The organism is Sulfurimonas lithotrophica, assembly GCF_009258225.1.
In the GTDB taxonomy this organism is placed as follows: domain Bacteria; phylum Campylobacterota; class Campylobacteria; order Campylobacterales; family Sulfurimonadaceae; genus Sulfurimonas; species Sulfurimonas lithotrophica.
In genome coordinates this window covers 1612257-1637067 of record NZ_CP043617.1, presented here as the reverse complement: position 1 = coordinate 1637067, position 24811 = coordinate 1612257, and the positions used below count along the sequence as shown (strand labels likewise).

The 24811-nt window shown below is 35.2% G+C and carries 21 protein-coding genes; 15 read left to right on the top strand and 6 right to left on the bottom strand.

The genetic code is table 11. The features are described 5' to 3' along the window. Nucleotides 1-25: 25 nt before the first annotated feature. On the top strand, nucleotides 26-2008 hold the full coding sequence (locus tag FJR48_RS08195) for a molybdopterin oxidoreductase family protein (RefSeq protein ID WP_152307662.1): 1983 nt from the start codon (nucleotides 26-28) through the stop codon (nucleotides 2006-2008). On the opposite strand, the gene FJR48_RS08190 is transcribed toward FJR48_RS08195, so the two are convergent. Together FJR48_RS08190 and FJR48_RS08185 are read right to left on the bottom strand one after the other, a co-directional pair. After that, complete coding sequence (locus FJR48_RS08190; RefSeq protein ID WP_152307661.1) at nucleotides 2005-3030, bottom strand: polysaccharide deacetylase family protein; 1026 nt, start codon at nucleotides 3028-3030, stop codon at nucleotides 2005-2007. The genes FJR48_RS08195 and FJR48_RS08190 overlap by 4 nt on opposite strands. Nucleotides 3031-3098: 68 nt before the next feature. Continuing rightward, on the bottom strand, nucleotides 3099-4379 hold the full coding sequence (locus FJR48_RS08185; RefSeq protein ID WP_152307660.1) for an MFS transporter: 1281 nt from the start codon (nucleotides 4377-4379) through the stop codon (nucleotides 3099-3101). Nucleotides 4380-4548: 169 nt separating this feature from the next. Between FJR48_RS08185 and FJR48_RS08180 the strand changes: the two genes are divergently transcribed. The 3 genes from FJR48_RS08180 to FJR48_RS08170 are packed head-to-tail and all read left to right on the top strand — an operon-like array spanning nucleotide 4549 to nucleotide 10329. Further along, on the top strand, nucleotides 4549-6132 hold the full coding sequence (locus FJR48_RS08180; protein WP_152307659.1) for a DmsC/YnfH family molybdoenzyme membrane anchor subunit: 1584 nt from the start codon (nucleotides 4549-4551) through the stop codon (nucleotides 6130-6132). Between the two features lie 4 nt (nucleotides 6133-6136). Then, nucleotides 6137-8428 (top strand): molybdopterin oxidoreductase family protein, encoded by a 2292-nt coding sequence (locus tag FJR48_RS08175; RefSeq protein WP_152307658.1) that lies wholly within the window; start codon nucleotides 6137-6139, stop codon nucleotides 8426-8428. After that, entirely contained in the window at nucleotides 8425-10329 is a 1905-nt protein-coding gene (locus tag FJR48_RS08170; RefSeq protein WP_152307657.1) for a ferredoxin--nitrite reductase, read from the top strand. Before FJR48_RS08175 ends, FJR48_RS08170 begins: the two co-directional genes overlap by 4 nt. A 10-nt stretch (nucleotides 10330-10339) precedes the next feature. On the opposite strand, the gene FJR48_RS08165 is transcribed toward FJR48_RS08170, so the two are convergent. After that, nucleotides 10340-11377, bottom strand: coding sequence for an HD-GYP domain-containing protein (locus tag FJR48_RS08165; RefSeq protein ID WP_188108563.1), 1038 nt, complete (start codon nucleotides 11375-11377; stop codon nucleotides 10340-10342). Nucleotides 11378-11503: 126 nt separating this feature from the next. On the opposite strand from FJR48_RS08165, the gene pyrH reads away from it, so the two are divergent. The 9 genes from pyrH (at nucleotide 11504) to FJR48_RS08120 (ending at nucleotide 19597) form a co-directional block, all read left to right on the top strand. Continuing rightward, nucleotides 11504-12214, top strand: coding sequence for a UMP kinase (pyrH, locus tag FJR48_RS08160; protein ID WP_152307655.1), 711 nt, complete (start codon nucleotides 11504-11506; stop codon nucleotides 12212-12214). Between the two features lie 19 nt (nucleotides 12215-12233). Next, nucleotides 12234-12455 carry a DNA-directed RNA polymerase subunit omega gene (locus FJR48_RS08155; protein WP_152307654.1) on the top strand — a complete coding sequence of 74 codons (222 nt, stop codon included), beginning with the start codon at nucleotides 12234-12236 and terminating at the stop codon, nucleotides 12453-12455. Nucleotides 12456-12458: 3 nt separating this feature from the next. Beyond that, nucleotides 12459-14609, top strand: a complete 2151-nt coding sequence (locus tag FJR48_RS08150; protein WP_152307653.1) for a RelA/SpoT family protein — start codon at nucleotides 12459-12461, stop codon at nucleotides 14607-14609. Between the two features lie 31 nt (nucleotides 14610-14640). Beyond that, complete coding sequence (gene tyrS, locus FJR48_RS08145; protein ID WP_152307652.1) at nucleotides 14641-15840, top strand: tyrosine--tRNA ligase; 1200 nt, start codon at nucleotides 14641-14643, stop codon at nucleotides 15838-15840. After that, complete coding sequence (locus tag FJR48_RS08140) at nucleotides 15840-16931, top strand: nitronate monooxygenase (RefSeq protein ID WP_152307651.1); 1092 nt, start codon at nucleotides 15840-15842, stop codon at nucleotides 16929-16931. Before tyrS ends, FJR48_RS08140 begins: the two co-directional genes overlap by 1 nt. Nucleotides 16932-16938: 7 nt before the next feature. Beyond that, nucleotides 16939-18336, top strand: a complete 1398-nt coding sequence (locus FJR48_RS08135; protein ID WP_152307650.1) for an N-acetylmuramoyl-L-alanine amidase — start codon at nucleotides 16939-16941, stop codon at nucleotides 18334-18336. Nucleotides 18337-18404: 68 nt separating this feature from the next. Next, nucleotides 18405-18647, top strand: coding sequence for a DNA-binding protein (locus FJR48_RS08130; protein ID WP_152307649.1), 243 nt, complete (start codon nucleotides 18405-18407; stop codon nucleotides 18645-18647). Beyond that, nucleotides 18640-18984 carry a type II toxin-antitoxin system PemK/MazF family toxin gene (locus FJR48_RS08125; protein WP_152307648.1) on the top strand — a complete coding sequence of 115 codons (345 nt, stop codon included), beginning with the start codon at nucleotides 18640-18642 and terminating at the stop codon, nucleotides 18982-18984. Before FJR48_RS08130 ends, FJR48_RS08125 begins: the two co-directional genes overlap by 8 nt. 199 nt (nucleotides 18985-19183) lie before the next feature. Then, a complete protein-coding gene (locus FJR48_RS08120) occupies nucleotides 19184-19597 on the top strand; it encodes a hypothetical protein (protein WP_152307647.1) in 414 nt (137 codons plus the stop codon). A gap of 413 nt (nucleotides 19598-20010) precedes the next feature. Here FJR48_RS08120 and FJR48_RS08115 read toward each other — a convergent pair whose 3' ends face one another. The 3 genes from FJR48_RS08115 to FJR48_RS08105 are packed head-to-tail and all read right to left on the bottom strand — an operon-like array spanning nucleotide 20011 to nucleotide 23689. After that, nucleotides 20011-21090, bottom strand: coding sequence for a DHH family phosphoesterase (locus FJR48_RS08115; RefSeq protein ID WP_152307646.1), 1080 nt, complete (start codon nucleotides 21088-21090; stop codon nucleotides 20011-20013). Between the two features lie 9 nt (nucleotides 21091-21099). Beyond that, entirely contained in the window at nucleotides 21100-23283 is a 2184-nt protein-coding gene (gene flhA / locus FJR48_RS08110) for a flagellar biosynthesis protein FlhA (RefSeq protein WP_152307645.1), read from the bottom strand. A 4-nt stretch (nucleotides 23284-23287) separates the two neighbouring features. Then, nucleotides 23288-23689, bottom strand: a complete 402-nt coding sequence (locus tag FJR48_RS08105) for an RrF2 family transcriptional regulator (RefSeq protein ID WP_152307644.1) — start codon at nucleotides 23687-23689, stop codon at nucleotides 23288-23290. A 148-nt stretch (nucleotides 23690-23837) separates the two neighbouring features. Here FJR48_RS08105 and rpsO point away from each other — a divergent pair, with 148 nt between their 5' ends. Together rpsO and FJR48_RS08095 are read left to right on the top strand one after the other, a co-directional pair. Further along, on the top strand, nucleotides 23838-24113 hold the full coding sequence (gene rpsO / locus FJR48_RS08100; RefSeq protein ID WP_152307643.1) for a 30S ribosomal protein S15: 276 nt from the start codon (nucleotides 23838-23840) through the stop codon (nucleotides 24111-24113). Nucleotides 24114-24222: 109 nt separating this feature from the next. Next, nucleotides 24223-24807, top strand: a complete 585-nt coding sequence (locus FJR48_RS08095; protein WP_152307642.1) for a CheB methylesterase domain-containing protein — start codon at nucleotides 24223-24225, stop codon at nucleotides 24805-24807. Nucleotides 24808-24811: the final 4 nt, after the last annotated feature.

Genomic DNA, 24811 nt, shown 5'->3' with positions numbered 1-24811 from the left:
CTTATATTAGTTAGGAGTTAAATTAATGATTAGATCAGTTTGCGGATACTGCGGTGTTGGATGCGGTTTAGAATTTGATAAAGATAATCTTATCGGCGATGTTGCTTATCCTATTAACGAAGGAAGGCTTTGTTCAAAAGGTATATCTGAACTTATAAGTATAGATACCTCGACAAGATTATTAAGACCGCACATTAGAGATAGTATAGATGAAGAGTATAAAGTTTCCACTTGGGAAGAATCTATATCATTAATAGCTAACAAGATAAAAAATACTAAAAAAGATAAAATAGGTTTTTATCTCTCAGGACAGCTTTTAACAGAAGATTATTACGTAGCAAATAAACTTGGAAAAGGTTTCATAGGTACAAACAACGTAGATACAAATTCACGTACATGTATGTCGAGTGCAATTGTCGGGTATAAAAAATCCTTGGGTGCCGATTTCGTTCCTCTAAGAATGGATGATATATTTAAATCAAATCTTTTAATCTTAGCAGGCGCAAATACCGCTGAGGCACATGTAGTATTTCACAACCAAATAAAAAAAGCCAAAAAATACGGACTTAAAGTAGTTGTAATTGATCCTAGAGAGACGGATACTGCAAAAATAGCAGATATACATCTCTCTATTAAAGTTGGAAGTGATATTGATTTCTTTAACTTGATATCTAAAAGATTAATCGATGAAGATCTATATAATAAAGAGTTTGTAGATAAACATGTAAATAATTTTGAACTTCTTAAAAATAAGTTTAAAAGAGCCCCTGTTACAAAGATGCTAAAAAGAACAGGTCTTACAAAAGAGGAGTTTGACGAGTTTTTTGAACTTTATATAAATAGTGAAAATATAATCTCCGCATGGACAATGGGTTTAAACCAGTCTTCTCAGGGTGTGGATAAGAACACGGCACTTATAAATACGCATCTGTTAACAGGAAAGATATTTAAAGCCGGTAACGGTCCTTTGAGTTTAACTGGTCAGCCAAATGCCATGGGTGGCAGGGAAGTAGGAGGTCTCTCAACTTCTCTTGCCGTGCATCTTGGCTTTGATAAAGAGAGCATAGAAAAAGTATCGAAGTTTTGGAATACGGATAATATAGATAATAAACCGGGGCTTACAGCTACTCAGATGCTAGATGCAAAACTGGATGTTTTAATAATTTGCCATACGGATCCCGTATATCATCTTCCAAACAGAAACAGGGTTGAAGAGCTTATAAAAAAAATACCAATGGTAGTTGAGATAAATGCGTATGATAACTCTGAAACGGCTAAGTTCGCACACATTAGGCTTCCTGCTGCTCCTTGGGGAGAAAAAGAGGGTACTCAGACGAATCTTGACAGAACAATTACAAAGCAGGAAAAGCTTACACGTACGTCAATCGAGTGTAAGCCGGATTGGGAGATATTTCAACTGCTTGCACAAAAGCTTGGATATAAGGAAGAGTTTAATTTTAAAAATACTAAAGAGATATTTGAAGAGTATCAAGAGATGACGAAATTAAATGATTATATGGATATAAGTGAAGCTTCATATGATGAACTCTCACACAAGCCTTTTATTTGGGGTGAAAATATAAAAGAGTTTCTAACTGAAGATAAAAAAGGTAATCTGTTTTTTGTAGAGAATAAACTTTTAAGTGAAAAAACTTCTATAAAATATCCGTTTACCCTAATAACAGGACGCACGAGAGATCAGTGGCACAGTGGAACAAAAACAAACTTGCCAAGGACACTGCTTCAATATAAAGAGTTGAACTTTTGTGAAATAAACACAAAAGATGCCGATGAATTACAAATCAAACATGGTGAGAAAATAAAAGTTGCATCCAGCAGAGGTGAGATTTTAACAAAAGCTTACGTAACAGACGCTATAAGAGAAAAAACTATCTTTATACCGATAAGTAATCGTGAAATAAACTATCTTACTAACGATATATTAGATAGAGAATCTTTACAGCCGGATTATAATCATTCAGCTGTAAAAATCTCTAAAATAGTTTAGTCATTTACAATCCATAAATGACTATACCAATACCATCTGCCGTCTTTTGCAGGTGCAGTACAAGTGTATTTTCCCCTAGGTGATTTTATAGGATTGTTTGATTGTACTTCAAGTTCTGTTTCAGATATATATTTAAAGTCTATTTTATCTCCGTTAGATAGATAACAAGCTATATTTTTTAGTGGCTGTTTTAGTTTTATACGAAGTATAGGTGGATTTTTTTCTTGTAAAATGGGCTCCTGCGGAGTAGCAGATTCAATAGGTAATGCTAGAGAGTTTAGTTTTACGATAAAGCTGTCGTTATTTGGAAGTTGTTCCGACATTGGAAATCTGTTTATAAGATTTAAATCAGAATCTATACTTATTGGACCTGATGTTTGTGTGATACTAACGTAACCGAGTTTTTTGGCGAGCTTTGCAGTTTCTAAATTATACTCACCATACGGATAGGATAGTAGTTTTGGGTTTGTATTTACATCATATCCTAATTCTTTATTTATTCTTCTCTGAGCTTTTTGTATCTCGTTTGTTATTCTTTTTTTCCAATCTTTTTTTGTTTCATTTTTTATAGGTATAAAAGAATCATGACTACACGAATGGTTTGCAAATTCTACACCGTTTTGCTTAAGTTTACGTAGTTGATTCCATGACATATAGCTACTGAAATTTTTATCTACTTGGTCCGTGTTTACCATAACCGTAAATGGAAAGTTCTTTGATTTTAAAAGTGGATATGCTTTTGTAAAAACACTAAGATAGGCATCATCTATAGTAAGAGCCACAGTCTTTGGGGGAAGTGTCTTTTTGTCTTGTATATATCTTACTATTTTTGAGAGATGCCAAACATTGTAAGAGTTTTTTTCAAGATAGTCTAGTTGAAACTTAAATTGTTCCATACCTATATTTGTAGAGGGGTATCTATCTTCCCCAAAACGATGATACATCAATACAACTGCACTTTGTGCATATATTGATGATGTTATAAATAAAATTAGTAAATATAAAATAATTTTTGGATTCATTAACACTCCGTATTTTTAAATGTTTGAATTATATATTACTAATCTTAAATACAAAGGAATTTGTTTAGTTATATTCTACCTCCTGCTGCTACACCCCAAGTAGTACGCCATCTAGTTTTAACTAATGAGATTCCCATAAGTGCGATTAAAACAACCGTAGCAAATATCATAAATCCTGCAGAGTAACCGTCAAACGCACCCTTACTCCAGCCTAAAGTTTTAATAAGGGCTGTACCGCCAAGACCGCCTGCTGCACCAATAATACCTGTCATTATCCCTATGTCTTTACCGAATCTTTGAGGTACAAGTTGAAAAACTGCACCGTTTGCCATACCTAAATTTGCCATAATTAAAAACAGTACAAATATAGCAACACCAAAAGGAAGAGTCATAGTAGCATTTAAGATAGCTAAAAGTGTTACCGTTCCAAAGAACATATATAAAGATTTTACTCCGCCTAGTTTATCTGCAACAGCTCCACCAACCGGACGAAGAACCGCACCTGCAAATATACACAGTGCTCCAAAATAACCAGCTATTACTTTTACATTGCTTTCATTTAAAACATCTAAACCAAATGCACTCATATCTGCTTGATATGTATTCATAAGATACACTTTCATATATCCTGCAAAACCTACAAATCCACCAAAACTAACTGCATAAAAAAGATTAAACCACCATGTGTCTTTATCTTTTAAAAGTTTTATATAGTCTTTGACTTTTTTAGGATTAGCTTTATACACTGATTCAGGAGCGTTTTTAGCTAAAAATCCATAAGCTATAAATACAGCGATTGACATAGCGGCACCTACGCCAAATACAGATTCCCATCCCCAAAGCTCAGCAATTTTTGGCGCAAATAAAAAGTCAATTACAACACCTATATTTCCCGCACCTGCAATTCCTAAAACAACGCCTTGAAGTTTAGGCGGATACCATTGACCTGCTTGTGGAAGTGCTACCGCGAATGAAGCTCCCGCAAAACCTAAACCGAGCGCTACAAGTAAAAGCGTATTATATGTAATAGTGTTACCTTGTAAATATGCAGTAAGCAGTGCTGCGATTACAACAGATTGAGCCATCATAGCCGTAAGTTTTGCTCCAAGCTTATCTACACCAAATCCCAATAATATACGTAAGAGTGCACCTGAAAGAATAGGAAGCGAAAGAAGTGTCGCTTTTTCACCTGCACTCATTATATGTCCGCTAAGTGCAAGGGCTTCAGCTATCTCCGTACTTAATGGACCAAGCATCGTCCAAACCATAAAACTCATATCAAAATATAAAAAGGCCATGAACAGTGTCGGTGCATGTCCTTGTCCTTTTAAGTCTTTTAATCCTGCCATAATTTTCCTTTTAACTTAACTTTACATTAAGTATGTTTAGATTGGAAAATTATACAACCATATAAGTACTAATTAAACATAATATTGTATAAAATTTATACAATAAAATATTAATTCTACATTAATTTAGTGCTAAGATTTTTCCATACATTAATAAAACGGAATATTTATGAAAGAGAATAATCAAACACCATTAGAGAGTTTTATAGAGTACAAGGCAGGTACTGGCATGCAGTGCGGTAACTACTCTATTGATATTCCAAAACTTCAAGATGGTGAGCAATACCGTTTTCACTTTGATGCAACTGCATGTGTCGGTTGTCGTTGTTGTGAGGTGGCTTGTAATGAACAAAACAATAATCCCTCAGATATAAAATGGAGAAGAGTAGGTGAGATGGAAGGCGGAGAATTCCCTGTATTTACCCAAATATTTAACTCTATGAGTTGTAACCACTGCATCGATCCCGAGTGTTTAAAAGGCTGTCCTACAAACTCATATATAAAGATAGACAAAACGGGAATAGTAGTTCATGAAGATGAGACTTGTATAGGGTGTCAGTATTGTACTTGGAACTGTCCATACGGTGTTCCTACTTTTCATGAAGAGAGAAATATAGTAACCAAGTGTCACATGTGCCATGAAAGGTTAGATGTTGGTCAGACTCCTGCTTGTGTGCAGGCTTGTCCATCGGGTGCAATAGAGATAGAAGTAGTAAATGTAAAGAAGTGGTTAGATGAAGATATGAAAAAACAAGCAGATATGCCGTTTTTACCAGATGCATCTATAACAAACTCTACTACAAGATATACACTGCCTGATAAGCTACCACAAGATATAAAAGAGATGGATGAGCATATACTAAAACCTGCTCATTCGGAACTGCCTCTTGTATTTATGACGGTTTTAACGCAAATATCACTAGGTGGTTTTTTAGCACTGTTTTTGGGTGATGTTATGAGTATATTCGGTTTTGAATCGCCAAATTGGATTATGGCTTTATTAGTATTGTTACCTGCTGCAGTAGGGCTTCCACTCTCAGCTTTACACCTTGGACGTCCTATTTTGGCACTGACTGCAATGAAAAACATAAAAACCTCATGGTTATCACGTGAGGCTTTGGCTCTAGGTATTTTTACGGCATTGATGAGTGTAGTTACGGCCTTATATTTTTTAGAGGTATCGCAAGGTACAAGGCTTATTATAGAGTTACTGACTTTTGTAGTTGGAGTGTACGGAATCTACGCTCAAAGTATGATTTATCGCATCAAAGCTCGTCCTTCATGGGATAGAATAACTACAAATATGAAGTTTTTCGGAGTTGCGTATATCGGTGTAAGTTTGCTTGGTTTTATAGCCTTGGTTTTTGGAATACTAGAGATTACACTCCCTTTAATTTCACTGGCAATGCTAGGTGCACTGGCTCAGGTGTTTTTTACATATGAAGATATGCGTACTCTAAAAAGCAGCACTGAAAACACTTATCAGTTATCAAGAAGTGCAAGGCTTTATGATGAGAACTTTAATAACATAAAAGTGTTTCGTTTTGTATCTATAGTTTTAGGGGGAGTATTGCTTCCACTACTCGCAATAGTATTTTTAAGCTCGTCTTCTTTTGGTATTGCATCTATTGCAATGATACTTTCACTTTTATTGATAATAGCAAGTGAGTTAAGCGACAGATTTTTATTTTATTCAACTGTAGTGCCGCTAGGTATGGCAGGCAATTTTTTCACGGCAAAACAAAGAGGTTAATAAGATGATAAATAAAATAAAAGATTTTTTAGGTTTAGACATAAAAGAGCAAAAGTATAAACTCTCAGACGATCCGGTATTTGGAAAAATAAGTGATGAGAAAAAGCCTGATAAATGGGTGTTCTCTACTTGCGGATATTGTGGAGTAGGATGCGGACTTTACATCGGTGTAAAAGACGGCAGAGCCGTATATACAAAAGGAAATCCAAAACACTTCGTAAACAAAGGTACGCTTTGTCCAAAAGGTCTTAGTGAACATCAGTTAATAAACTCTAAAGAGAGAGTTACGACTCCGCTTATTAAAAAAGACGGCAACTTAGTAGATGCAAGCTGGGATGAGGTTTTTAAAAAAGTATCAAATGAGTTTAAACGCATCGCCAAAGAGAGTGGAGAAAAAGCCGTAGGTGTTATATCTACGGGACAGCTTTTAACAGAGGAGTTCTATACACTTGGAAAGTTTGTTCAGCTTGGACTTGGGACTAACAACTATGACGGAAATACAACTTTATGTATGGCATCTGCGGTAACGGGATATAAACAGTCTTTAGGGAGTGACGGTCCTGTCGGCTCATATGAGGACTTTGAACTAGCAGACACTATATTTTTAGTCGGTGCAAATATAGCGGATAACCATCCTATCTTAAAACTGCATATCGCAAAAAATAAAAAGAAGCCAAATATAATAGTAATAGACCCAAGAGCATCTAAAACTTCACAGATGGCTACGACATACGTACCTATAAAGCCAAGAACCGATTTGGCACTTTATAACGGTCTGTCTTACATCATTATGGAGCAGGGCTGGGAAGATGAAGGCTATGTAAAAGCAAATACAAACGGCTATAAAGAGCTGAAAAAACATCTTCAGAATTATCCGCCTCAAGAGGTTTCAAACATTACTGGGATTGATGTTAAAACTCTTTATGAGTTGGCACGTCAGTTTGGGGCACAAGACTCTGTTTTAACTGCTTGGACTATGGGTGTAAACCAATCATTTATGGGGACTGATACTGTAAGTGCGATTATAAATCTGCATCTACTAACTGGTCAAATAGGTCGTGAGGGTGCAGGACCTTTTTCAATTACCGGTCAATGTAATGCTATGGGTACTCGTGAGAGCGGATTTACATCTTCTCTTCCTGCATATCGCAACTTTGGAGATGAAGAGGCGATAAAAGAGTATGCAAAAATTGTTAATGTACCTGATGAGATAGTACCTCGTGAGCGAGGATACAAATATGCAGAGATAATAGATGCAATAGATAGAGGCGAGATTAAAGCTCTTTGGATAGTAGCTACGAATCCTCTTGTAAGTTTCGTAAATCAAAACAAACTTCGTAAGACTTTGGAAAAGCTGGACTTGCTTGTCGTTCAAGATGCATTTATGTCGGACACGGCAGAGATAGCGGATGTTGTCTTCTCAGCCGCGACTTGGGGTGAAAAAGAAGGAACTTATACGAACTCAGAGCGTAGATGCAACCGTGCAAATAAAGCGGTTGAGCCGATAGGGGAGACAAAAAGCGATTTTGACATCATTGTCGAATTTTCAAAATATTTTGAAGGCGTTAATGAACTTTTATTTCCAAAATGGGAAAAACCTATAGACGCATTCAATGAGTTTAAAAAGCTGAGTGAAGGTCAGCTTTGTGACTACTCAGGTATTACATATGAGCTTTTAGAAGAACACGGTGGAATCCAGTGGCCATGTAACAAAGAGCGTCCGCTTGGAACTAAAAGACTTTACTCATCTGATATAGCATTTAGAACAAAAGATAAAAAAGCAAATCTTTTATGTGTAGATTGGTTCCCTATGGCTGAACCGGTGAGTTCCGAGTTCCCTGCAATTTTAAATACGGGACGTACGGTCGAGCAGTGGCACACACGTACAAAAACCCGCTCAATCGATATTTTAAATAATCTTGCACCTGAGGGATGGGTAGATATAAATCCATCCGATGCCAAGGTGTTAAAAGTTAAAAGCGGTGAGCGTATAACTATTTCAAGTGCCAGAGGTAAAGTAGAAGATGTGATAGTCAGAGTTACGCAAAGTGTAGCAAGCGGGTCTATATTTGTCCCGTTTCATTTTAATACTCAGCTCGTAAACACACTTACAAACGAGAGCTTTTGTCCAAAGTCGGGTGAGCCGAATTTTAAACAAACCGCAATCCAGCTTCACTCCGATGAAGTGCCTGAAGGATTAGAGTTTCAAGAGACACAGATAAGCGGAAACATAGAGCATATAAAAACCAGCTATGAGGGTATAGCACTTAAAGAAAAAGCAGGAGAGCTAAAATGAAAAAGTTACAAGAAGCATATGAAGCAAGAAGTAAAAAGTTAAATAAAGTTGAGGTGATGAAAAACCTCAAAGACCCAAAAGAAGCATATAATAAACTTCAAGATTATGCAAGGGACGGTTATGCATCTATTCCAGATGAAGATAAAAAATACTTTTTAAAATGTTTTGGCATCTATGACAGACCTGCAACTCCAGAGAGATTTATGCTAAAGCTTCGTATTCCCGGTGGATTTATGAATGCTACTCAGGCTAAGGTAATAGGGGAGTGTGCAAAAGAATACGGTCAAGACTATATTGATTTAACTACAAGACAGCAGTGTGAGCTTAGATACCTTCGTATAGAAGACCTGCCTACTATTTTAAAAAAACTAGAACTTGTGGGTATAGATGCATACCAAACGGGAGTTGATAACATCAGAAGTATTATGTGTGATCCTTTGGACGATATGGGTTTTGACAATGTGCTTCCATCTCACAAGACTCTTCTAAAACTTCAAGAGATGTTTTTGTATTCAAGTGATTGGATATCTGCACTTCCTAGAAAGTTTAACACTGCAATTACGGGTTCACTCTCAAACAGATGTAATATATTTTGTCACGATGCTTCTTTTGTGTTAGCTCAAAAAGACGGAATGTACGGATACAATATGTACCTTGGTGGAAAAGTAGGCGTAGTAGGCAAAAATGCAAATATATTTTTACGCAACGAATCTGACGTAATCCTTGCTTTTGGCTCTATTATAGATATATTTAAACGTTTCGGTTTTCGTGATAACCGCAATAAAAACAGACTTCACCACCTCATAGAAGCGGTAGGCATCGAAGAGATAGCAAGTGCTATCAGAGAGAATGCGGGAGTTGATTTTCTAAGTGCGGGTACTACGATGACACAGATTGATTTTAACGACCCAGACCAAGGGCGCGTTCAGCTTCGTGATGGAAGTTTCGGCGTGCATATGGTCGTACCTTCTGGAGTATTTAGCGGTTCAGCAATGATGGAGGTAGCAGAGCTTGCAACTAAATACGGAAATGAACAGATTCGTCTTGATATGGAACAATCGCTTTATATATTAGGTGTAAGAGATGTAGAAGCACTTCTAAAAGAAGAGTTGTTTAAAAAGTATAAAAGTGTAGATTCACCGTACATGAATCATTTAATCGCTTGTGCGGGAACGGCACATTGTCCTTTTGGGGTAATTGAGAATAAAAACGATGCTATTGAGATGGCAAAATACTTGGATGAAAAAGTACATATTGATAGTGGAAGAGTTAGAATGTACTGGTCTGCTTGTGTAAAGGGTTGTGGCAATCATGCCTTGGCTGATATAGGGTTTGAAGGTTGTAAAGCAAAAGTTGAGGGTGAAGCAGTGGACGGTGTACATATATATCTAGGCGGAAAACTTGTAAGCGAAGGAGTTGAGGGAAGAACCGTTATAAAATCAGCTCCTTTGATGTATGCAAAATACTATGTAGAATCATTGATGCTAGAGTATAAAAAGCACAGACTTGAAAATGAAAACTTTGAGCAGTTCAACGATAGACTACTGTCAAAATTTACTTTATCAAATATAGGTTTTGCTATGAAACTGAACGCTTATTTAAGAGAGAAAAAAATTGATACTGATTTTGAGTTTATCCATAGTGCAAAAACTGGTAAAAACGAAGAGTTTGAAGTGTTTGAACTTGGTCGCAGACTTTATTATGCCTTATCTAAAGTCGAACCTTATACGGCATACGATAAGTTTACAAACACACTAAAAAGTGAAAAACTTCAAGATATTAGAAAACTCGTACCAAAGATAGATGAGAATATAGCTTTATTATTAGAGGCTATTTTAGATGAAAATGAGAAAAAAAGAGCTGTTGTTTTTTCTGAACTAAGCAGTTTTATAGAGCTGTAAATATAAGGTGCTATTTGTGTAGCATCTTTATAAACGTATTTAAAATCGAGGCATCTAAGTGAGAGTTCATCGTTGTTTTCATAAGTGTCAGTGCTTCAAAAGATTTCATTGCAGATTTGTACGAACGTCTTGTCGTAAGGGCATCAAATATATCACAAACAGATATGATTTTTGGAAAAAGTCCTATCTCTTTGTCCGAGAGTTTATTTGGATACCCGTTTCCGTCTAATTTTTCATGGTGTTGATATATTCCTTCTAAAATATTTTTATCTTCTATTTTGTAGCTATTAGCTATTTCATAGCCGTAAGTAGGATGATTTTTCATCATTTCAAACTCTTCTTGGGTTAACTTTCCTTGTTTGTTTACGATTTTTGGGTCAATTTTACTTTTACCTATGTCGTGTAAAAGAGCAGCGCGCCCTAAAGAGGTTAATTTTTCTTCATCCAAGTTAAGTTCATTTCCCAAACACAGAGCATATACACTTACATTTAGCGAATGGGTATGCGTATAGTAATCATACTCAATAATTTTTAAGTATGATGAGATAGTATTCTCGTTGTGTATAATCGTATCGAGCATTGGTTTTACAATGTTTTCAGATAGTGTGGCATTTTCCAATGCATCGGGATTTGCATATAACTTGTGTGTCAAATCGGAACTCGCTGCATATATAATATCTGTTTTTTCATCTAAAGATAAAGAATTATCCCTTAAGATACTTTGTAGATGATTTTCCAAAAAGTTATCATATTTATCTTTTTCAGATTCTAATGCATATATTTTTTCGGCATATTTCAATTTTGATTTTTTTTCTTTATCTATTACCGAATCAGCTTGTAAAAAGAGTGACATATGTGTTTTTTCATCTTCTGCAAAAACTTTAAAGTCAACCTTTGTAGCGAGGTTTAGAATCCTCTTATCAACGGGAATGAGATTTAGCATATCTTTATCTACCAATATATATGCTTGTTGTTTTTCTTCTTCTTTTTTTTGAGTTTCATCGATAATATGGTTAATATTTGATTGTCTAATAACTTTTTGTTTCAAAACACTAATCCCACAATGGTATTTATATAAGCCGTTATATATTCTATATTTTTTGAACTTAAAAACAGCCAAAGCAATATTAAAGTCATTTTTATATATAATTCGCGAAATTAATAAAGGTTTTTCATGGCTCATAAACGTGTTTTAGTTAAGTTTTCGGGTGAAGCTCTTGCCGGTGAGGCAGGTCATGGTATAGATACACAGATATTAAACTATATATCGGGTGAGATCAAATCTCTTGTAGATGCAGGTATAGAAGTCGGTATCGTAATTGGCGGTGGAAACATTATTCGTGGTGTTACCGCTGCACAAGACGGAATCATCAAAAGGACAAGCGGTGATTACATGGGTATGCTTGCTACGGTTATCAACGGTGTAGCTATGCAGGAAGCTTGTGAGCATGCAGGTTTAGAAGTTAGGATGCAAACAGCTATAAAAATGGAGCAGATTGCTGAACCGTATATTAACCGTAAAGCTACGCGTCATTTAGAAAAAGGCCGTGTTGTTATTTTTGCAGCCGGTACGGGTAATCCTTTCTTTACGACAGATACTGCGGCAACTCTTCGTGCTGTTGAGATTGGTGCGGAAGTTATAGTAAAAGCTACAAAAGTTGACGGTGTATATGATAAAGACCCTGAAAAATTTAGCGATGCTCAAAAACTAGAGGAGCTTACTTACGATCAAGCTTTGAGTGATCATATAAAAGTTATGGATGACACGTCTATCGCACTTGCAAAAGACAATAAACTTCCTATTATTGTGTGCGATATGTTTAAAAAAGGAAATCTTTTAGAGATTTTAAGTAACGGCGGTAAAAACTGCTCAGTAGTGAAATAAACTAAGAAGGATTAAATAGATGAAAATAGAAGAATTAACTGCAAAAGTGTTAGAAAACAACCCAAGTATGGATCGTTACCAGCTAGCTTTAGCTGTTTCAAAAAGAAGTGATGAGCTTTTAAACGGAGCTACAAGTAAACTAAATATTAATCCAAAAAGTGTAAAAGCTGCAGACTTGGCACTTATGGAAATTGCCGAAGGCCTTGTAAGTGTAAAAGGCTTTACTAACAAAGAGGCATAAAACTTGGCATTGAATCAAGTAGATATAGAGAAGGTTAAGCATCTTCATACTATTGATTCAGCAGCACAATACTTATACTCCCATTTTGACGAAACATCTAAACTAGAAGTTGCACTCCGTTTTGCAATCAGGGCGCACGAGGGTCAGTTTAGAAAAAGTGGCGAGCCATATATCATACATCCCATTTTAGTAGCTGCAATTGTCGCATCTATAACAAATGATGTCTCCATGGCAATTGCAGGGCTTTTACACGATGTTGTAGAAGATACCGATATAAATGTAGAAGATATAGCTGAAAACTTTGGTGATGATGTGGCTCATCTTGTGGGTGGTCTGACAAAAATAGATGCTATTCGCGATGATGAACTTATCCCTTCTTATTCGGATGAAAAACTTATAGTATCTGCTTTGTCTTTTAGAAAAATGTTGCTTGCATCTATTACGGATGTAAGGGTATTGGTCGTTAAACTTTGCGACAGATTACATAATATACTGACACTTGATGCATTGCCACCGCATAAACAGCATCGTATTGCTGAAGAGACGCTTGTCGTGTACTCACCGATAGCACATCGTTTGGGAATCAGTTTTTTAAAGAACATACTTGAAGATACAAGTTTTTCTTACATTTTTAAAGATGCAAAACATCATATAGACAACTATCTTGATACAAACTATCACGAGATAGAGATGAAGCTTGACGAGTTTAAAAAAAGCGTATCGAAACTTTTAATAAAAAACGGCTTTTGTGAAGAAGATTTTGAAATTTTATCACGTGTAAAACACCGTTATTCTATCTATCTGAAGATGCAAAGAAAAGGTATAGGTATTGATGAGGTGCTAGATTTGTTAGCACTTAGAATCCTTACAAAAGATAAGGTAAAGTGTTACACTATCTTAGGTCTTATCCATTTGCATTTTCAGCCCTTGTCTTCAAGGTTTAAAGATTATATAGCAGTTCCAAAAGACAATGGATATCAGACTATTCATACTTCTGTTTTTTATAAAACAGCAATTTTTGAAATTCAGATTCGTACATACGAGATGCATCAAACTGCAGAACTTGGAGTTGCAGCGCACTGGAAATATAAAAGCGGAGCCGATAGTATAAAACTTGATTGGCTAAACAACTTGGGTTATCAAAACGAATCTGTAGAAGATTTTTACGAACTTATAAAAAATGACCTCTATTCAGAGGATATATCCGTTTTTTCGCCTACGGGTCAGGCTTTTACGCTTCCTCGCGGTGCGGTAGTGCTTGACTATGCATATGCCGTGCACTCAGAAGTCGGAAATAAAGCCGATAGTGCACTCGTAAATAAAGAAAAAACTTCACTTTTAACCGAACTGAAAAACGGTGATATAGTAAAAATTGAAGTAGCGGATGAACTTATTACCAGATGTTCTTGGCATGATGCGGTAAAAACATCTAAAGCAAGAACAAACATAAAGCATAACTGTAATGCAAGGCTTAAAGATATAGATGCAAAATCTTCGGTAAATATAATAACTACTATTATGAACTTAAACCACTCGCGTGTAGAGGAGTGGTTTGATACTATGAAGTGTGAGAAAAAACACTCAATTGCACTCGATTTAGACAGTTTAAAAGAGGTTATCCAAAAATATATAGTCCATATAAGTTCAAATAACCGTTTTAAAAGATTTTTATCAAGACATAGATTTAAGCTAAAAAATTACTCATACCGTGGAGTAAGTGTATATTCAAACTACAGTATTAGCGATGTCGTATTTGATTATTGTTGTCATCCAAAAACGGGTGATGAGATTATGGGTTTCTTGGAAAAAGGTAAGGCTCACGTGCATCATAAAATGTGTGAGAGTGCAAATGCAAGGTTGCTAAACGGTGAGAAGATGCTTTTTGTTAAGTGGGAAAAAGAGAATGTATTTAATTATAATATGATTATATCTCTTCACAGCGGTAAAGGTACATTAGCCGAATTTTTAAATTATCTTGCAAAACTTAGTATAGATATAAACTCAATCGAGTTAGGTAAAAATAATAGCGAATCGACCCGTTATTGTGAGATCGGTTTTGAATCAAAAGAGGGCGATATTAACAAACTTCGTGCTAAAATTGAGCAAAAAGTTAAAGTTGTACATTTAGTAAGAACCGATGATGCATACAGATAAAAATTAGAAATAAATTTAATATAGGATAAAAATGTTAGAAGAAGCGTTAAAAGAGATAAACAGAGGCTCTGCCGAGATAATAGATAATGAAAGAATTGAAAAACTATTAAAAGCATATTTTGAAGAAGGGAAGACTTATACCGTAAAAGCCGGTTTTGACCCGACTGCACCGGATTTGCATCTAGGTCATACGGTTTTACTTCAAAAACTTGCGACTTTTCAAAAATACGGTGCTAGGGTACAGTTTTTAATAGGTAATTTTACTGCAGCAATCGGTGATCCGACAGGAAAAAGTGTTACAAGAAAAATTTTAAGCAAAGATGAAATTAAATCTAATATTAAAAGTTATACTACACAGGCATTTAAAATCTTGGATGAAGAAAAAACCGATATAGTATATAACAAAGATTGGCTTGATTCACTGGGAACGGTTGGCTTAATAGAACTTTCTTCAACTTTAACGGTAGCTAGAATGTTGGAGCGTGATGATTTCTCAAAAAGATATTCTGCAAATACTCCTATTGCCGTTAGTGAATTTTTATATCCGCTTCTTCAAGGTTATGATTCAGTTCATCTAAAGAGTGACGTAGAGATTGGCGGGACTGATCAGAAGTTCAACCTTTTAATGGGACGTCAGTTACAAAAAGTTTATGATGTGAAAAAACAACAAGCCGTACTTATGATGCCAATCCTTGAAGGTTTAGACGGTGTTCAAAAAATGAGTAAATCTCTAAACAACTATATCGGTGTTACGGACGAAGCTAACGATATGTTCGGTAAAGTTTTAAGTATATCCGATGAGTTGATGTGGAGATATTTTGAACTTTTAAGTACAAAAACTATAGATGAGATAGAGGCACTTAAAAAAGGTGTAGAAGACGGTTCACTGCATCCAAAAAAAGTTAAAGAGGATTTAGCGTTAGAGATAACTGCCAGATACCATTCAGAACAAGATGCACAAAATGCAAAAGCGGAGTTTGAAAAAGTTCACGCACAGAGTCAAATTCCAACAGATATTCCCGAATTCTCGTGTGAAGGCGAGGTTTGGGTCGCAAAAGCATTGGTAGATTGTAACATTGAACCATCAACTTCTCAAGCTAGAAGAGATATTAAGCAAGGTGCTGTTAAAATAAATCAAGAAAAAGTTCAAGATATGCAGCTACAATTAGATGCAGGGGAATATATCCTCCAAGTCGGAAAAAGAAAATTCGCTAAACTAAGGGTAAATTAATGAGTTTTAAATCACTGAAAATTGGAAAATATGAGATACAAAAGCCTATAGTTCAAGGTGGAATGGGTGTAGGTATAAGCTGGGATCAGTTAGCAGGAAACGTATCAAAAGAGGGAGGACTTGGTGTAATATCTGCCGTAGGTACAGGGTATTATCAAAATAAAGAGTTTTCAAAAAAATTGGTCTCGGACAGACCTTTAAGCGAAGCGAATTTTTATTCACCTGAAGCTTTACACAAGATATTTAAAAATGCAAGAAAAATTTGCGGGGATAAACCGCTTGCTTGTAATATATTATATGCAATGAATGATTACGGGCGTGTTGTAAAAGATGCTTGTGAAGCAGGTGCAGATATTATAATTACAGGTGCAGGCCTTCCTACAAATATGCCCGAATTCACGGAAGGTTTTCCAGATGTGGCATTAGTACCTATCGTGTCATCTCCAAAAGCTTTAAAAATCATATGCAGAAGATGGGAAAAAAGATATAACCGTCTTCCTGATGCCGTGATAGTAGAAGGACCAAAAAGCGGTGGCCATCAAGGTTTTACGTATGAGCAGTGTAAACTGCCTGAAAACCAGCTAGAAAACATAGTTGGACCGGTTGTTGAAGAAGCGGCAACGTGGGGAGATATTCCTGTAATTGCAGCAGGTGGTGTTTGGGATAAAAACGATATCGACTTGATGCTATCACTCGGTGCAAAGGCTGTACAAATGGGTACGCGTTTTATAGGTACACATGAGTGTGATGCACACGATAATTTAAAACAAGTACTTTTAAATGCCAAAGAGAGTGATATAGAACTTATGAAATCACCCGTAGGTTATCCTGCTCAGGGTATTAGAACGAACTTAACGGAGTTGATTGAGAAAAGGGAAGGTCCTGCTATTAAATGTATATCTAACTGTGTAGCTCCTTGTAACCGCGGTGAAGAAGCAAAAGAAGTCGGTTTTTGTATAGCAGACAGACTTAGTGATGCATTTTTGGGTAATACCGAGACAGGATTGTTTTTCTCGGGTGCAAACGGATATAAACTAAACGAGATTATTTCTGTAAAAGAGTTGATGGATAAGTTGACTAAAGGCGAATAAATAAAAAATGTTTCGCTATTTAGTACTTATAGTTTTTTTTACACTCTCATTATATGCCAAAAGTGATTATGAAGTTTTAAAAAGAGCTGATGCTTTTATGAAAACCGGTTCTAAGAGTGATCAGTTCCGTGCATATAACGATTATAAAAATCTTTACCTTCGTTCTTTAATGAACTCTAACGATAAGTTGAGAAAAAGTGCACTAGAAGGTATAGTAAATAGCGGTACTAAGCTTCATATAGATATACAAAACTATGAAGATGAACTTGATTCTATGAACTCTCAAAGAGTTGAGGCGAAAAAAACGACAACTTCACATAAAACAAATAAAGAAATAAAAATAAAATCATCCCATAAACTTAAAAACATATCATGGAAAAGTGCAGATCAGCTTGTACTTAGTTTTGATAAAAGACTACGTAGTAATCAAGTTAATTATTTTACTCTATATGATTCAAAACAACGTAGATATCGTTATGTATTTGATGTTCATGCATCTATGCTTACAAAAAGTCAGACACTTAGAAAAGACGGTATAAACAGAATAAAAATAGCACAATACAATCCTAGCACTTTGCGTTTGGTTATTGAAAATGATGAAAAAGTCAAAGTAAATTTTTTAAGAAAAGCAAAACAGTTAATTATAAGACTATCATCTACATCAAAAAATGCAAAAAAATATATTCCAAGCATCTCAAGCAAACCATACACTCCAAAAAGAACAGACAGGGAAAAAGTTATAGTGATAGACCCGGGTCACGGTGGAAAAGACCCCGGAGCCGTAGGATACAGAAGATATAGAGAAAAAATTGTAGTGTATAAAATATCGAGACATCTTAAAAATATTTTGAAAAAACGAGGTTATAAAGTGTATATGACCAGAAACAAAGACACTTTTATAAAGCTAAGTAAACGTACAGAATATGCAAATAAGAAGAAAGCCGACATATTCATAAGTATCCATGCAAATGCGGTAGATAAAAAAAGTGCTAGATACGCAAAAGGCGTAGAGTGTTATTTTCTCTCACCTTCGCGTTCAAAAAGAGCTGAAAGTGTTGCAGCAAAAGAAAACAGTGCAGATATGTCGGATATGAATAAGTATGCAAAACAAAGTTTTCTAAAATTTTTAAACCATGCTAAAACAATTGCCAGTCATAAGTTGGCTATAGATTTACAACGTGGGATGCTAGGCTCACTAAACAAACATTATAAAGGTGTTAAAGACGGCGGAGTACGTGAAGGACCTTTTTGGGTTTTAGTAGGTGCTCAGATGCCTGCAGTACTTGTAGAAGTAGGCTTTATTAGCCATCCGACAGAAGCAAGACGTTTAGTAGATGATAACTATAGAAAAAAGATGGCAGAGGGTTTAGCCGACGGAATAGAGAGATATTTCGCTAATAACTAGCTCTAATTATTGACATTTAACAATTAATTACTTAAAATGGTATTACCAAAATAAGTAAGGTTGTGTCTATGAAAACAATAACACTAAAAACGGAAGATTCTTTTTTTGAAAAAGTAACTTCTTTAGCTAAAGAGTTACATTTAACTAAGAGTGAGCTTATCAGACAATCTATTGCCGAATTTGAAGCTAACATAAGAAAAAATAAACTTAAAGAAAAAATGATGAGTGCATCTTTAAAAGTGAGAGAAGCTAATAGAGAGATTACTAAAGATTTTGACGAGACTGTTGAAGATGGGCTAAATAATGCTTGAAAGAGGAGGCATATATTTAGCAAAATTATACCACTCAAAAGGAGCAGAACCAGGTAAAACCAGACCGGTTTTAGTTCTGCAAGATGATGCATTAAATGAAGTGGGTCATGAAACAGTTATAATTTTACCATTGACTACAAATCTCATTGATGATGCTTTCCCATTACGTATGAGAATTTTAAAACGTGACTTGCTGAAACAGGATTCTGATGTGTTATGTGACCAGGTTAGAGCTATTGACACAAAAAGAGTTATACAAGATAAACTTGCTGTAGTAAATAAAAATGAGTTATATGAGATTGAGCAGATGGTGCAACTTATACTCGGTATATCATAAAACTTTGTGCTTCAAAAAGAACAGTTTTAGTAACATTCTAGTCTATAAGGTACTTTCACTGTATTAAAATTAGTACTAAAATTTTTTTTGTATAATATTAATAATTTTTTTAATAATCGTATCTTGAAGATGAGCTATATGGAAATAAAATATACAACCTTGAATCAATCTTCAATATAAAATCTGGAGACTATAAAGAATGAGTTTGTATTCTGAACAACTTGCTAAACTAAAGAAAGAACTTGCAGTTATTATGAGTAAAAAAACAAAAAAACTTAGTTCATCTCAAAAAAGTATTTATTTATTCATTCAGGGTAAAACAGATCGTGCAACTTTTAATTGTGCTGATAAGACTGTAGTTCTCATGGCTGGTGATGATAAAAAAGGATTCAGGCATATACTTGAAAAACATTTTTATCCAAATGATTTAGAAGCTATGGATATTCTTAATATGATGGATATATGCAAAAGAGGCATGAAACTAAATGAAGTTGGTGTAAGTAATCAGGATCTAACAGTATATATGAGTCTTAAAAATCAAAAAGAACACAGACTAGTTTTAAATGAGGTAAGAAAGAATTTTTTTGTAGTAACTGCTTATAAAAAAGGTTAGATATGGGAGTGAGACGCTAGCTGCTAAAGACCATCTAGGGTCAGCTTACTAATGTAAGTACAGGTCGTTACCCCACTCCACAACTCCTTAAGACGTTTCCGTCACAAAATTCACTCCATCCAATGAACTTTATGATATAAACATATAGTAGTATTTACACTCCGTATACTGAAATTATAGTATACTGATTTTTAAATATTTATAAAATCGTATAACTAATATAAACTTAAATAAAATTAATTTTTTAAAGAAGTATCTTTAAAACTTTTAAAAAATGTATTTTCTCTTATTTTTGTAACAAAAATAGCAGATATAAACTTTTCGTGTTCCACAAAGTATTCAAGAATATTAAAGCTGAAATTCTCACAAAGCCATAGGAGTTTTGTAGCAAGGAAAAAGAGAATATTTTATATTTAATCCTCTTTCTTATACTCCAGTTTTCCCGCAACCGCTTCTTTCTCGTCTATTATTTTTTGAATTTGAGGTTTTACTTTATCGTAGCGGTATTGTTCTTTAAAACCTATTATTCTTCCACCAGATGCATTAGGGTGTCCACCACCCTCAGCCCATTCTTTAGCTATTTGAGATACATCTACTTTGTTATTTGCACGAAGACTCATAGTCCCGCGGTAACTTACATCTACTATAAAATCATACTCAGGATACCGGGTTAAAAAACCGTTACCGATTATAGAGGTATTGCCAAGACCGTAACTTAAAAAGCCTTTGTAGCCTTTATAGTATATTGTATGAGTCGGCATCAATGTACCAAGTAGTTTCACTATATATTTTGTAGCTAAGTTATCAAGTGTACCGTCATCTTTGTCTTTAAAGAAGTTCTTTTTGAGTTTATGAATCTCTTCATCTAAAACTATCGGGGCATTTTCACGGTCTATAAATTTTGCCGCTTCATGTAGCAAGGAAATTTTGTAGTTGTTATCGTTATCTGCAAACATTACACGGTTTAACTCTCTTGTTTCAGTTACAAGACGCATACATACTTTACCCATCTCAAAGTTTTCTTCTTCATCCATTATCCATAAGTCAACCGCATTAACTACATCTACATATTTTTGCATCCATTTTGGCTCATCAAAATCAAAGTTCTCTTTTACAAAATCATAAGTTATTTTTGTAGCACATCTTGAAGTGTCCAAATAATACCAATCGTATTTTTTTGAACTTGCTTCACCCGTACCGTGATGGTCTAAAAGTTGAAGTTTTACATCTACTTTTTTTTCATTTAGTTTTTCTACTTCGTTATCAAGCCATTTTGATTCATCTGTAGTAAGATTTAAATCCGTTATCAGTATATAAGAACTTTGGTTGTCTTGTTTTATGGCTTCTAAAATCTGTTCAAGTTTTTGTTTAACTTCTGCACCGTAGTTGGCATTGTAGTTTTTAATAGTATATGGCGTATATTTCATAACAAGCTGTGCAGAGTATCCGTCTAAATCTATATGTGAGAGATGGTAAAAAGTTTTATTTGTCAAATTGTTTCCTTATTCTTGCGGTGTATTTGTGATAGAGATCGATCCAAGGACTTCAAAGGTTGCATTTGAGTCTATTTCAGCGTGCGATAGTGTAATCACGTCTAAAGAAAATCTCTCAAATATCTCGGATATACCTTTTCTAAGGGCAGGATCGACTATTACGATTACAGGTGATATTCCGTTTTGTAAAAGTTCGGTCGCTTTTGCACTTGTTGCTTGTATAAGTGCATTTATCTCGCCTACGTTTAGCATAAGGTTTCTAACCCCGTCTTGTTCTTGAGATTTTTCAAGCATCATCTGCTCACTTGAAGTATCGAATGTTAAGAGTCTTATAACACCGTCATCGCTTGAGTACATCTGTGTAATCGTACGGGATAGTCTTGCACGAACCTGCTCGGTAATAAACTCTACGTTTTTAGTATATTCTGAAACATCCGCTATGGTTTCTAATATCCCAAGCATATCTTTAAGCGGTATTTTTTCATGCAGAAGTGATTTTAAGATGCGTTGAATCAATCCGATAGGAGCAACTTTTAGTACATCATCCACAATAACAGGGAAGTCGTTTTTAATCTTGTCGATAAGTGCCTGAACTTCTTGACGGGTAAGCAAGTCTTCTGCATTTTTCTTAACAAGCTCACTCATGTGAGTTGAGATTACGGTTGATGGATCGACTACCGTGTAACCGTTAATGATAGCATCTTCTTTATCGGCTGGCTCTATCCATAAAGCATCGAGTCCAAAGGCAGGCTCTTTTGTCGCTTCACCTTGAATCTCACCCGTAGCCATACCGCTGTCCATTGCTAAAAATTTGTCCGGTTTAATTACACCGTCGCCGATTGATACACCTTTTAGAAGGATTTGATACTGTTGAGGCTCCAGATGCAAGTTGTCGCGTATACGAACCTGAGGCATTAAAAAGCCAAAGTCAGATGCTATTTTTCTTCTCATGGAACGGATACGCTCTAGCAAGTCTCCGCCTTGATTAGAATCGGCAAGACTGATAAGTTGGTAACCAAGTGTAAGTTCTAGCATCTCGACTTTTAAGATATCTTCTAATGCACTCTCTTCCTCTTTTGCTATCTCTTCTTGAGTTTTTTTCGGTTTAAGAGCTTCTTGTTCTTTTTCCTGCATCTCTTTAGAACCTGTTTTAAGTGCATTTTCAACATCAAGTATGCTAAGTTCACCTCTTTCATACTTATAGATAGCCCAGCCTAAAAGTGAAAAAAGTATTCCGACAAGTCCCATAGATGCAGTTGGAAGTCCAGGTACTAAGGCAAATAAAATCATAATCAAACCGACTATGATAAGAATTTTTGCATTACCTATCATTTGGTTAATAGTACCTTCTGCAAAGTTATCGCCGTCACTTGAACTTCTGGTAATCATAATACCTGTTGCAGTTGAAACTATAAGTGCCGGAATTTGACCTACAAGTCCGTCACCGATTGTTAAAAGAGTAAAAGTCGCCGCAGAGTCGCTTACACTCATATTATGTTGAAATACACCTATTAAAAATCCGCCTATAATATTGATAAGCGTAATGATAATACCCGCAACCGCATCACCTTTTACGAATTTACTAGACCCGTCCATAGCACCGTAAAAGTTTGCATCTTGAAGTATCTCTGCACGACGTCTTTTTGCTTCGGCATCATCTATAAGACCTGCATTTAAGTCTGCATCTACTGCCATCTGTTTACCGGGCATAGAATCAAGCACAAATCTTGCACCGACTTCTGCAACCCTTGTAGAACCCTTAGTAATAACCATAAAGTTAATCAGTACAAGAATTGAAAAAACTATAATACCGATAACAAAGTTTCCGCCTACGACAAAATCACCAAAGCTCGAAATAATACTACTTACGGCTTCAGGACCTTCATGCCCATGACTAAGTATCATTCTTGTTGTAGCAATATTTAAAGCAAGCCTAAATAGAGTTACGATAAGAATCAAAGTAGGGAAAGTTGTTAAGTCGGTAGGTTTTGGAACATACAGTGAGATTAGTATAATCAATACTGCTATAGACATCGAAACGGTTAAAAAGAAGTCTAGTGCACCTGATGGCAGCGGTACAATTATTATAGCCATGATAGCTATAACAAAAACTACGACACTTAAATCTTTTTGACCGAGTAAAAAGTTTAATGTAGTTCCAACTTGCTGTCTTGTAGTTAGTTTTTTTGCCAAATCTTTACTCTAAAATGTCTGCTAAAGTCAATTCTGATAAGAATCTATCGATTTTACCTTGAAGTTTGTTCAAAAAAGGCCAAATTGAACAAACGGTCGCCATGTTTGAAGGACAATCAGCTATAGAGGTTGCACAATCAAATACGGCAGGGGTTTTTCCTTCTACTGCACTCATAACGCTTAGCATATCTATTTCATCCGTTTTTTTAGCTAGTGCAAATCCGCCGTTGGCACCGCGAAAAGAAACAAGAATTCCCTCTTTAGCCAAAGATTGAAGTATTTTTGCCAAAAAGCTTTTTGGAATCGTTAGTTCACGAGACAGGGTTTCGCTGTCTTGAGGTTCTTGTTTGTTTGAGAGTACGATAAGCGATAAAATTGCATATTCACTTGCTTTTGTAATTAACATTTCAAATCTTTTATTATATTTTTTGTAAATTATATCCAAAGAAATTGAATTTATTATCAATAATAATAAATATTTAGATATAATTTCGTTCCGACTTTTTGTGTATATGCAAAATGTTGAAATTTATATTACCATTCAGGAGGCTATTATGGCTTTAGATTCGGCGAAAAAACAAGAGATTATCGCGAAATATGGTCGCAAAGAAGGCGACACAGGTTCAAGTGAAGTACAAATTGCACTTTTAACACAAAGAATTTCTGAGTTAACTGAGCACTTAAAAACATTCAAAAAAGATCACTCATCAAGACTAGGTCTGCTAAAATTAGTCGGTCAGCGTCGTCGTTTGATGAAATATTTCAAAAAAACAAACAAAGAAGCTTATCTTAACCTAATAGAGAGCTTAAATATTAGAGATAATATATAATCAATCTTTCGGAAGCCTTTTTCAAAGGCTTCTAACTCTTCTAAAATAATCTAAGAAAAATATTACAATTTAATAAACTTTTAGTTATCTAGCTGTATCCTTATGATAAATGAAAAACTTAGATAAAAAAATCATTTTAATCGGTGCTTCTACAGGCGGTCCTAGATTAATTGAAAAAATTTGTTCATCGCTTCCTTCAGACTACAAACACACCCTGTGCATAGTGCAACATATGTCAGAATCGTTTTTAACTACATTTGCACAAAGACTTGATAGAATGAGTTCGTTGAATGTTTATGAGACTAAACATAATATGAAAATTTTATCTTCAAGTATCTATTTGGTAAGAGGCGGCGTCCATATGCACTTTTCAAAAGATTCAGATGGAAATATAGTTGTCAGTGAAGAGAAAAACATGGGTTTAAGTCAATTTCAACCAAGTATAGATGAGATGATGTTAAGTGCATTAAATATATTTGATCCAAAGAGTATAATAGCTATATTGCTGAGTGGAATCGGTGATGATGGTGCTAAGGGCATGGTTGAAATTAAAAAAAACGGCGGATATACTATAGGAGAGAGTCAAAACAGTGCTATTGTTTACGGGATGCCAAAAGCTGCATTTGAAAAAGACGGTGTTAGTGAACAGCTAAATTTTGAAGATATAATAAAGAAGATTTTAGAGCTAAAGTAAAAAA

Coding starts and splice junctions, on each gene's coding strand:
- FJR48_RS08140 (WP_152307651.1), top strand. CDS start 15,840: ATGAGTTTTAAATCACTGAAAATTGGAAAATATGAGATACAAAAGCCT.
- rpsO (WP_152307643.1), top strand. CDS start 23,838: ATGGCTTTAGATTCGGCGAAAAAACAAGAGATTATCGCGAAATATGGT.
- FJR48_RS08195 (WP_152307662.1), top strand. CDS start 26: ATGATTAGATCAGTTTGCGGATACTGCGGTGTTGGATGCGGTTTAGAA.
- FJR48_RS08170 (WP_152307657.1), top strand. CDS start 8,425: ATGAAAAAGTTACAAGAAGCATATGAAGCAAGAAGTAAAAAGTTAAAT.
- FJR48_RS08185 (WP_152307660.1), bottom strand. CDS start 4,379: ATGGCAGGATTAAAAGACTTAAAAGGACAAGGACATGCACCGACACTG.
- pyrH (WP_152307655.1), top strand. CDS start 11,504: ATGGCTCATAAACGTGTTTTAGTTAAGTTTTCGGGTGAAGCTCTTGCC.
- FJR48_RS08135 (WP_152307650.1), top strand. CDS start 16,939: ATGTTTCGCTATTTAGTACTTATAGTTTTTTTTACACTCTCATTATAT.
- FJR48_RS08095 (WP_152307642.1), top strand. CDS start 24,223: ATGAAAAACTTAGATAAAAAAATCATTTTAATCGGTGCTTCTACAGGC.
- tyrS (WP_152307652.1), top strand. CDS start 14,641: ATGTTAGAAGAAGCGTTAAAAGAGATAAACAGAGGCTCTGCCGAGATA.
- FJR48_RS08125 (WP_152307648.1), top strand. CDS start 18,640: ATGCTTGAAAGAGGAGGCATATATTTAGCAAAATTATACCACTCAAAA.
- FJR48_RS08175 (WP_152307658.1), top strand. CDS start 6,137: ATGATAAATAAAATAAAAGATTTTTTAGGTTTAGACATAAAAGAGCAA.
- FJR48_RS08120 (WP_152307647.1), top strand. CDS start 19,184: ATGAGTTTGTATTCTGAACAACTTGCTAAACTAAAGAAAGAACTTGCA.
- FJR48_RS08180 (WP_152307659.1), top strand. CDS start 4,549: ATGAAAGAGAATAATCAAACACCATTAGAGAGTTTTATAGAGTACAAG.
- FJR48_RS08155 (WP_152307654.1), top strand. CDS start 12,234: ATGAAAATAGAAGAATTAACTGCAAAAGTGTTAGAAAACAACCCAAGT.
- FJR48_RS08105 (WP_152307644.1), bottom strand. CDS start 23,689: ATGTTAATTACAAAAGCAAGTGAATATGCAATTTTATCGCTTATCGTA.
- FJR48_RS08130 (WP_152307649.1), top strand. CDS start 18,405: ATGAAAACAATAACACTAAAAACGGAAGATTCTTTTTTTGAAAAAGTA.
- FJR48_RS08190 (WP_152307661.1), bottom strand. CDS start 3,030: ATGAATCCAAAAATTATTTTATATTTACTAATTTTATTTATAACATCA.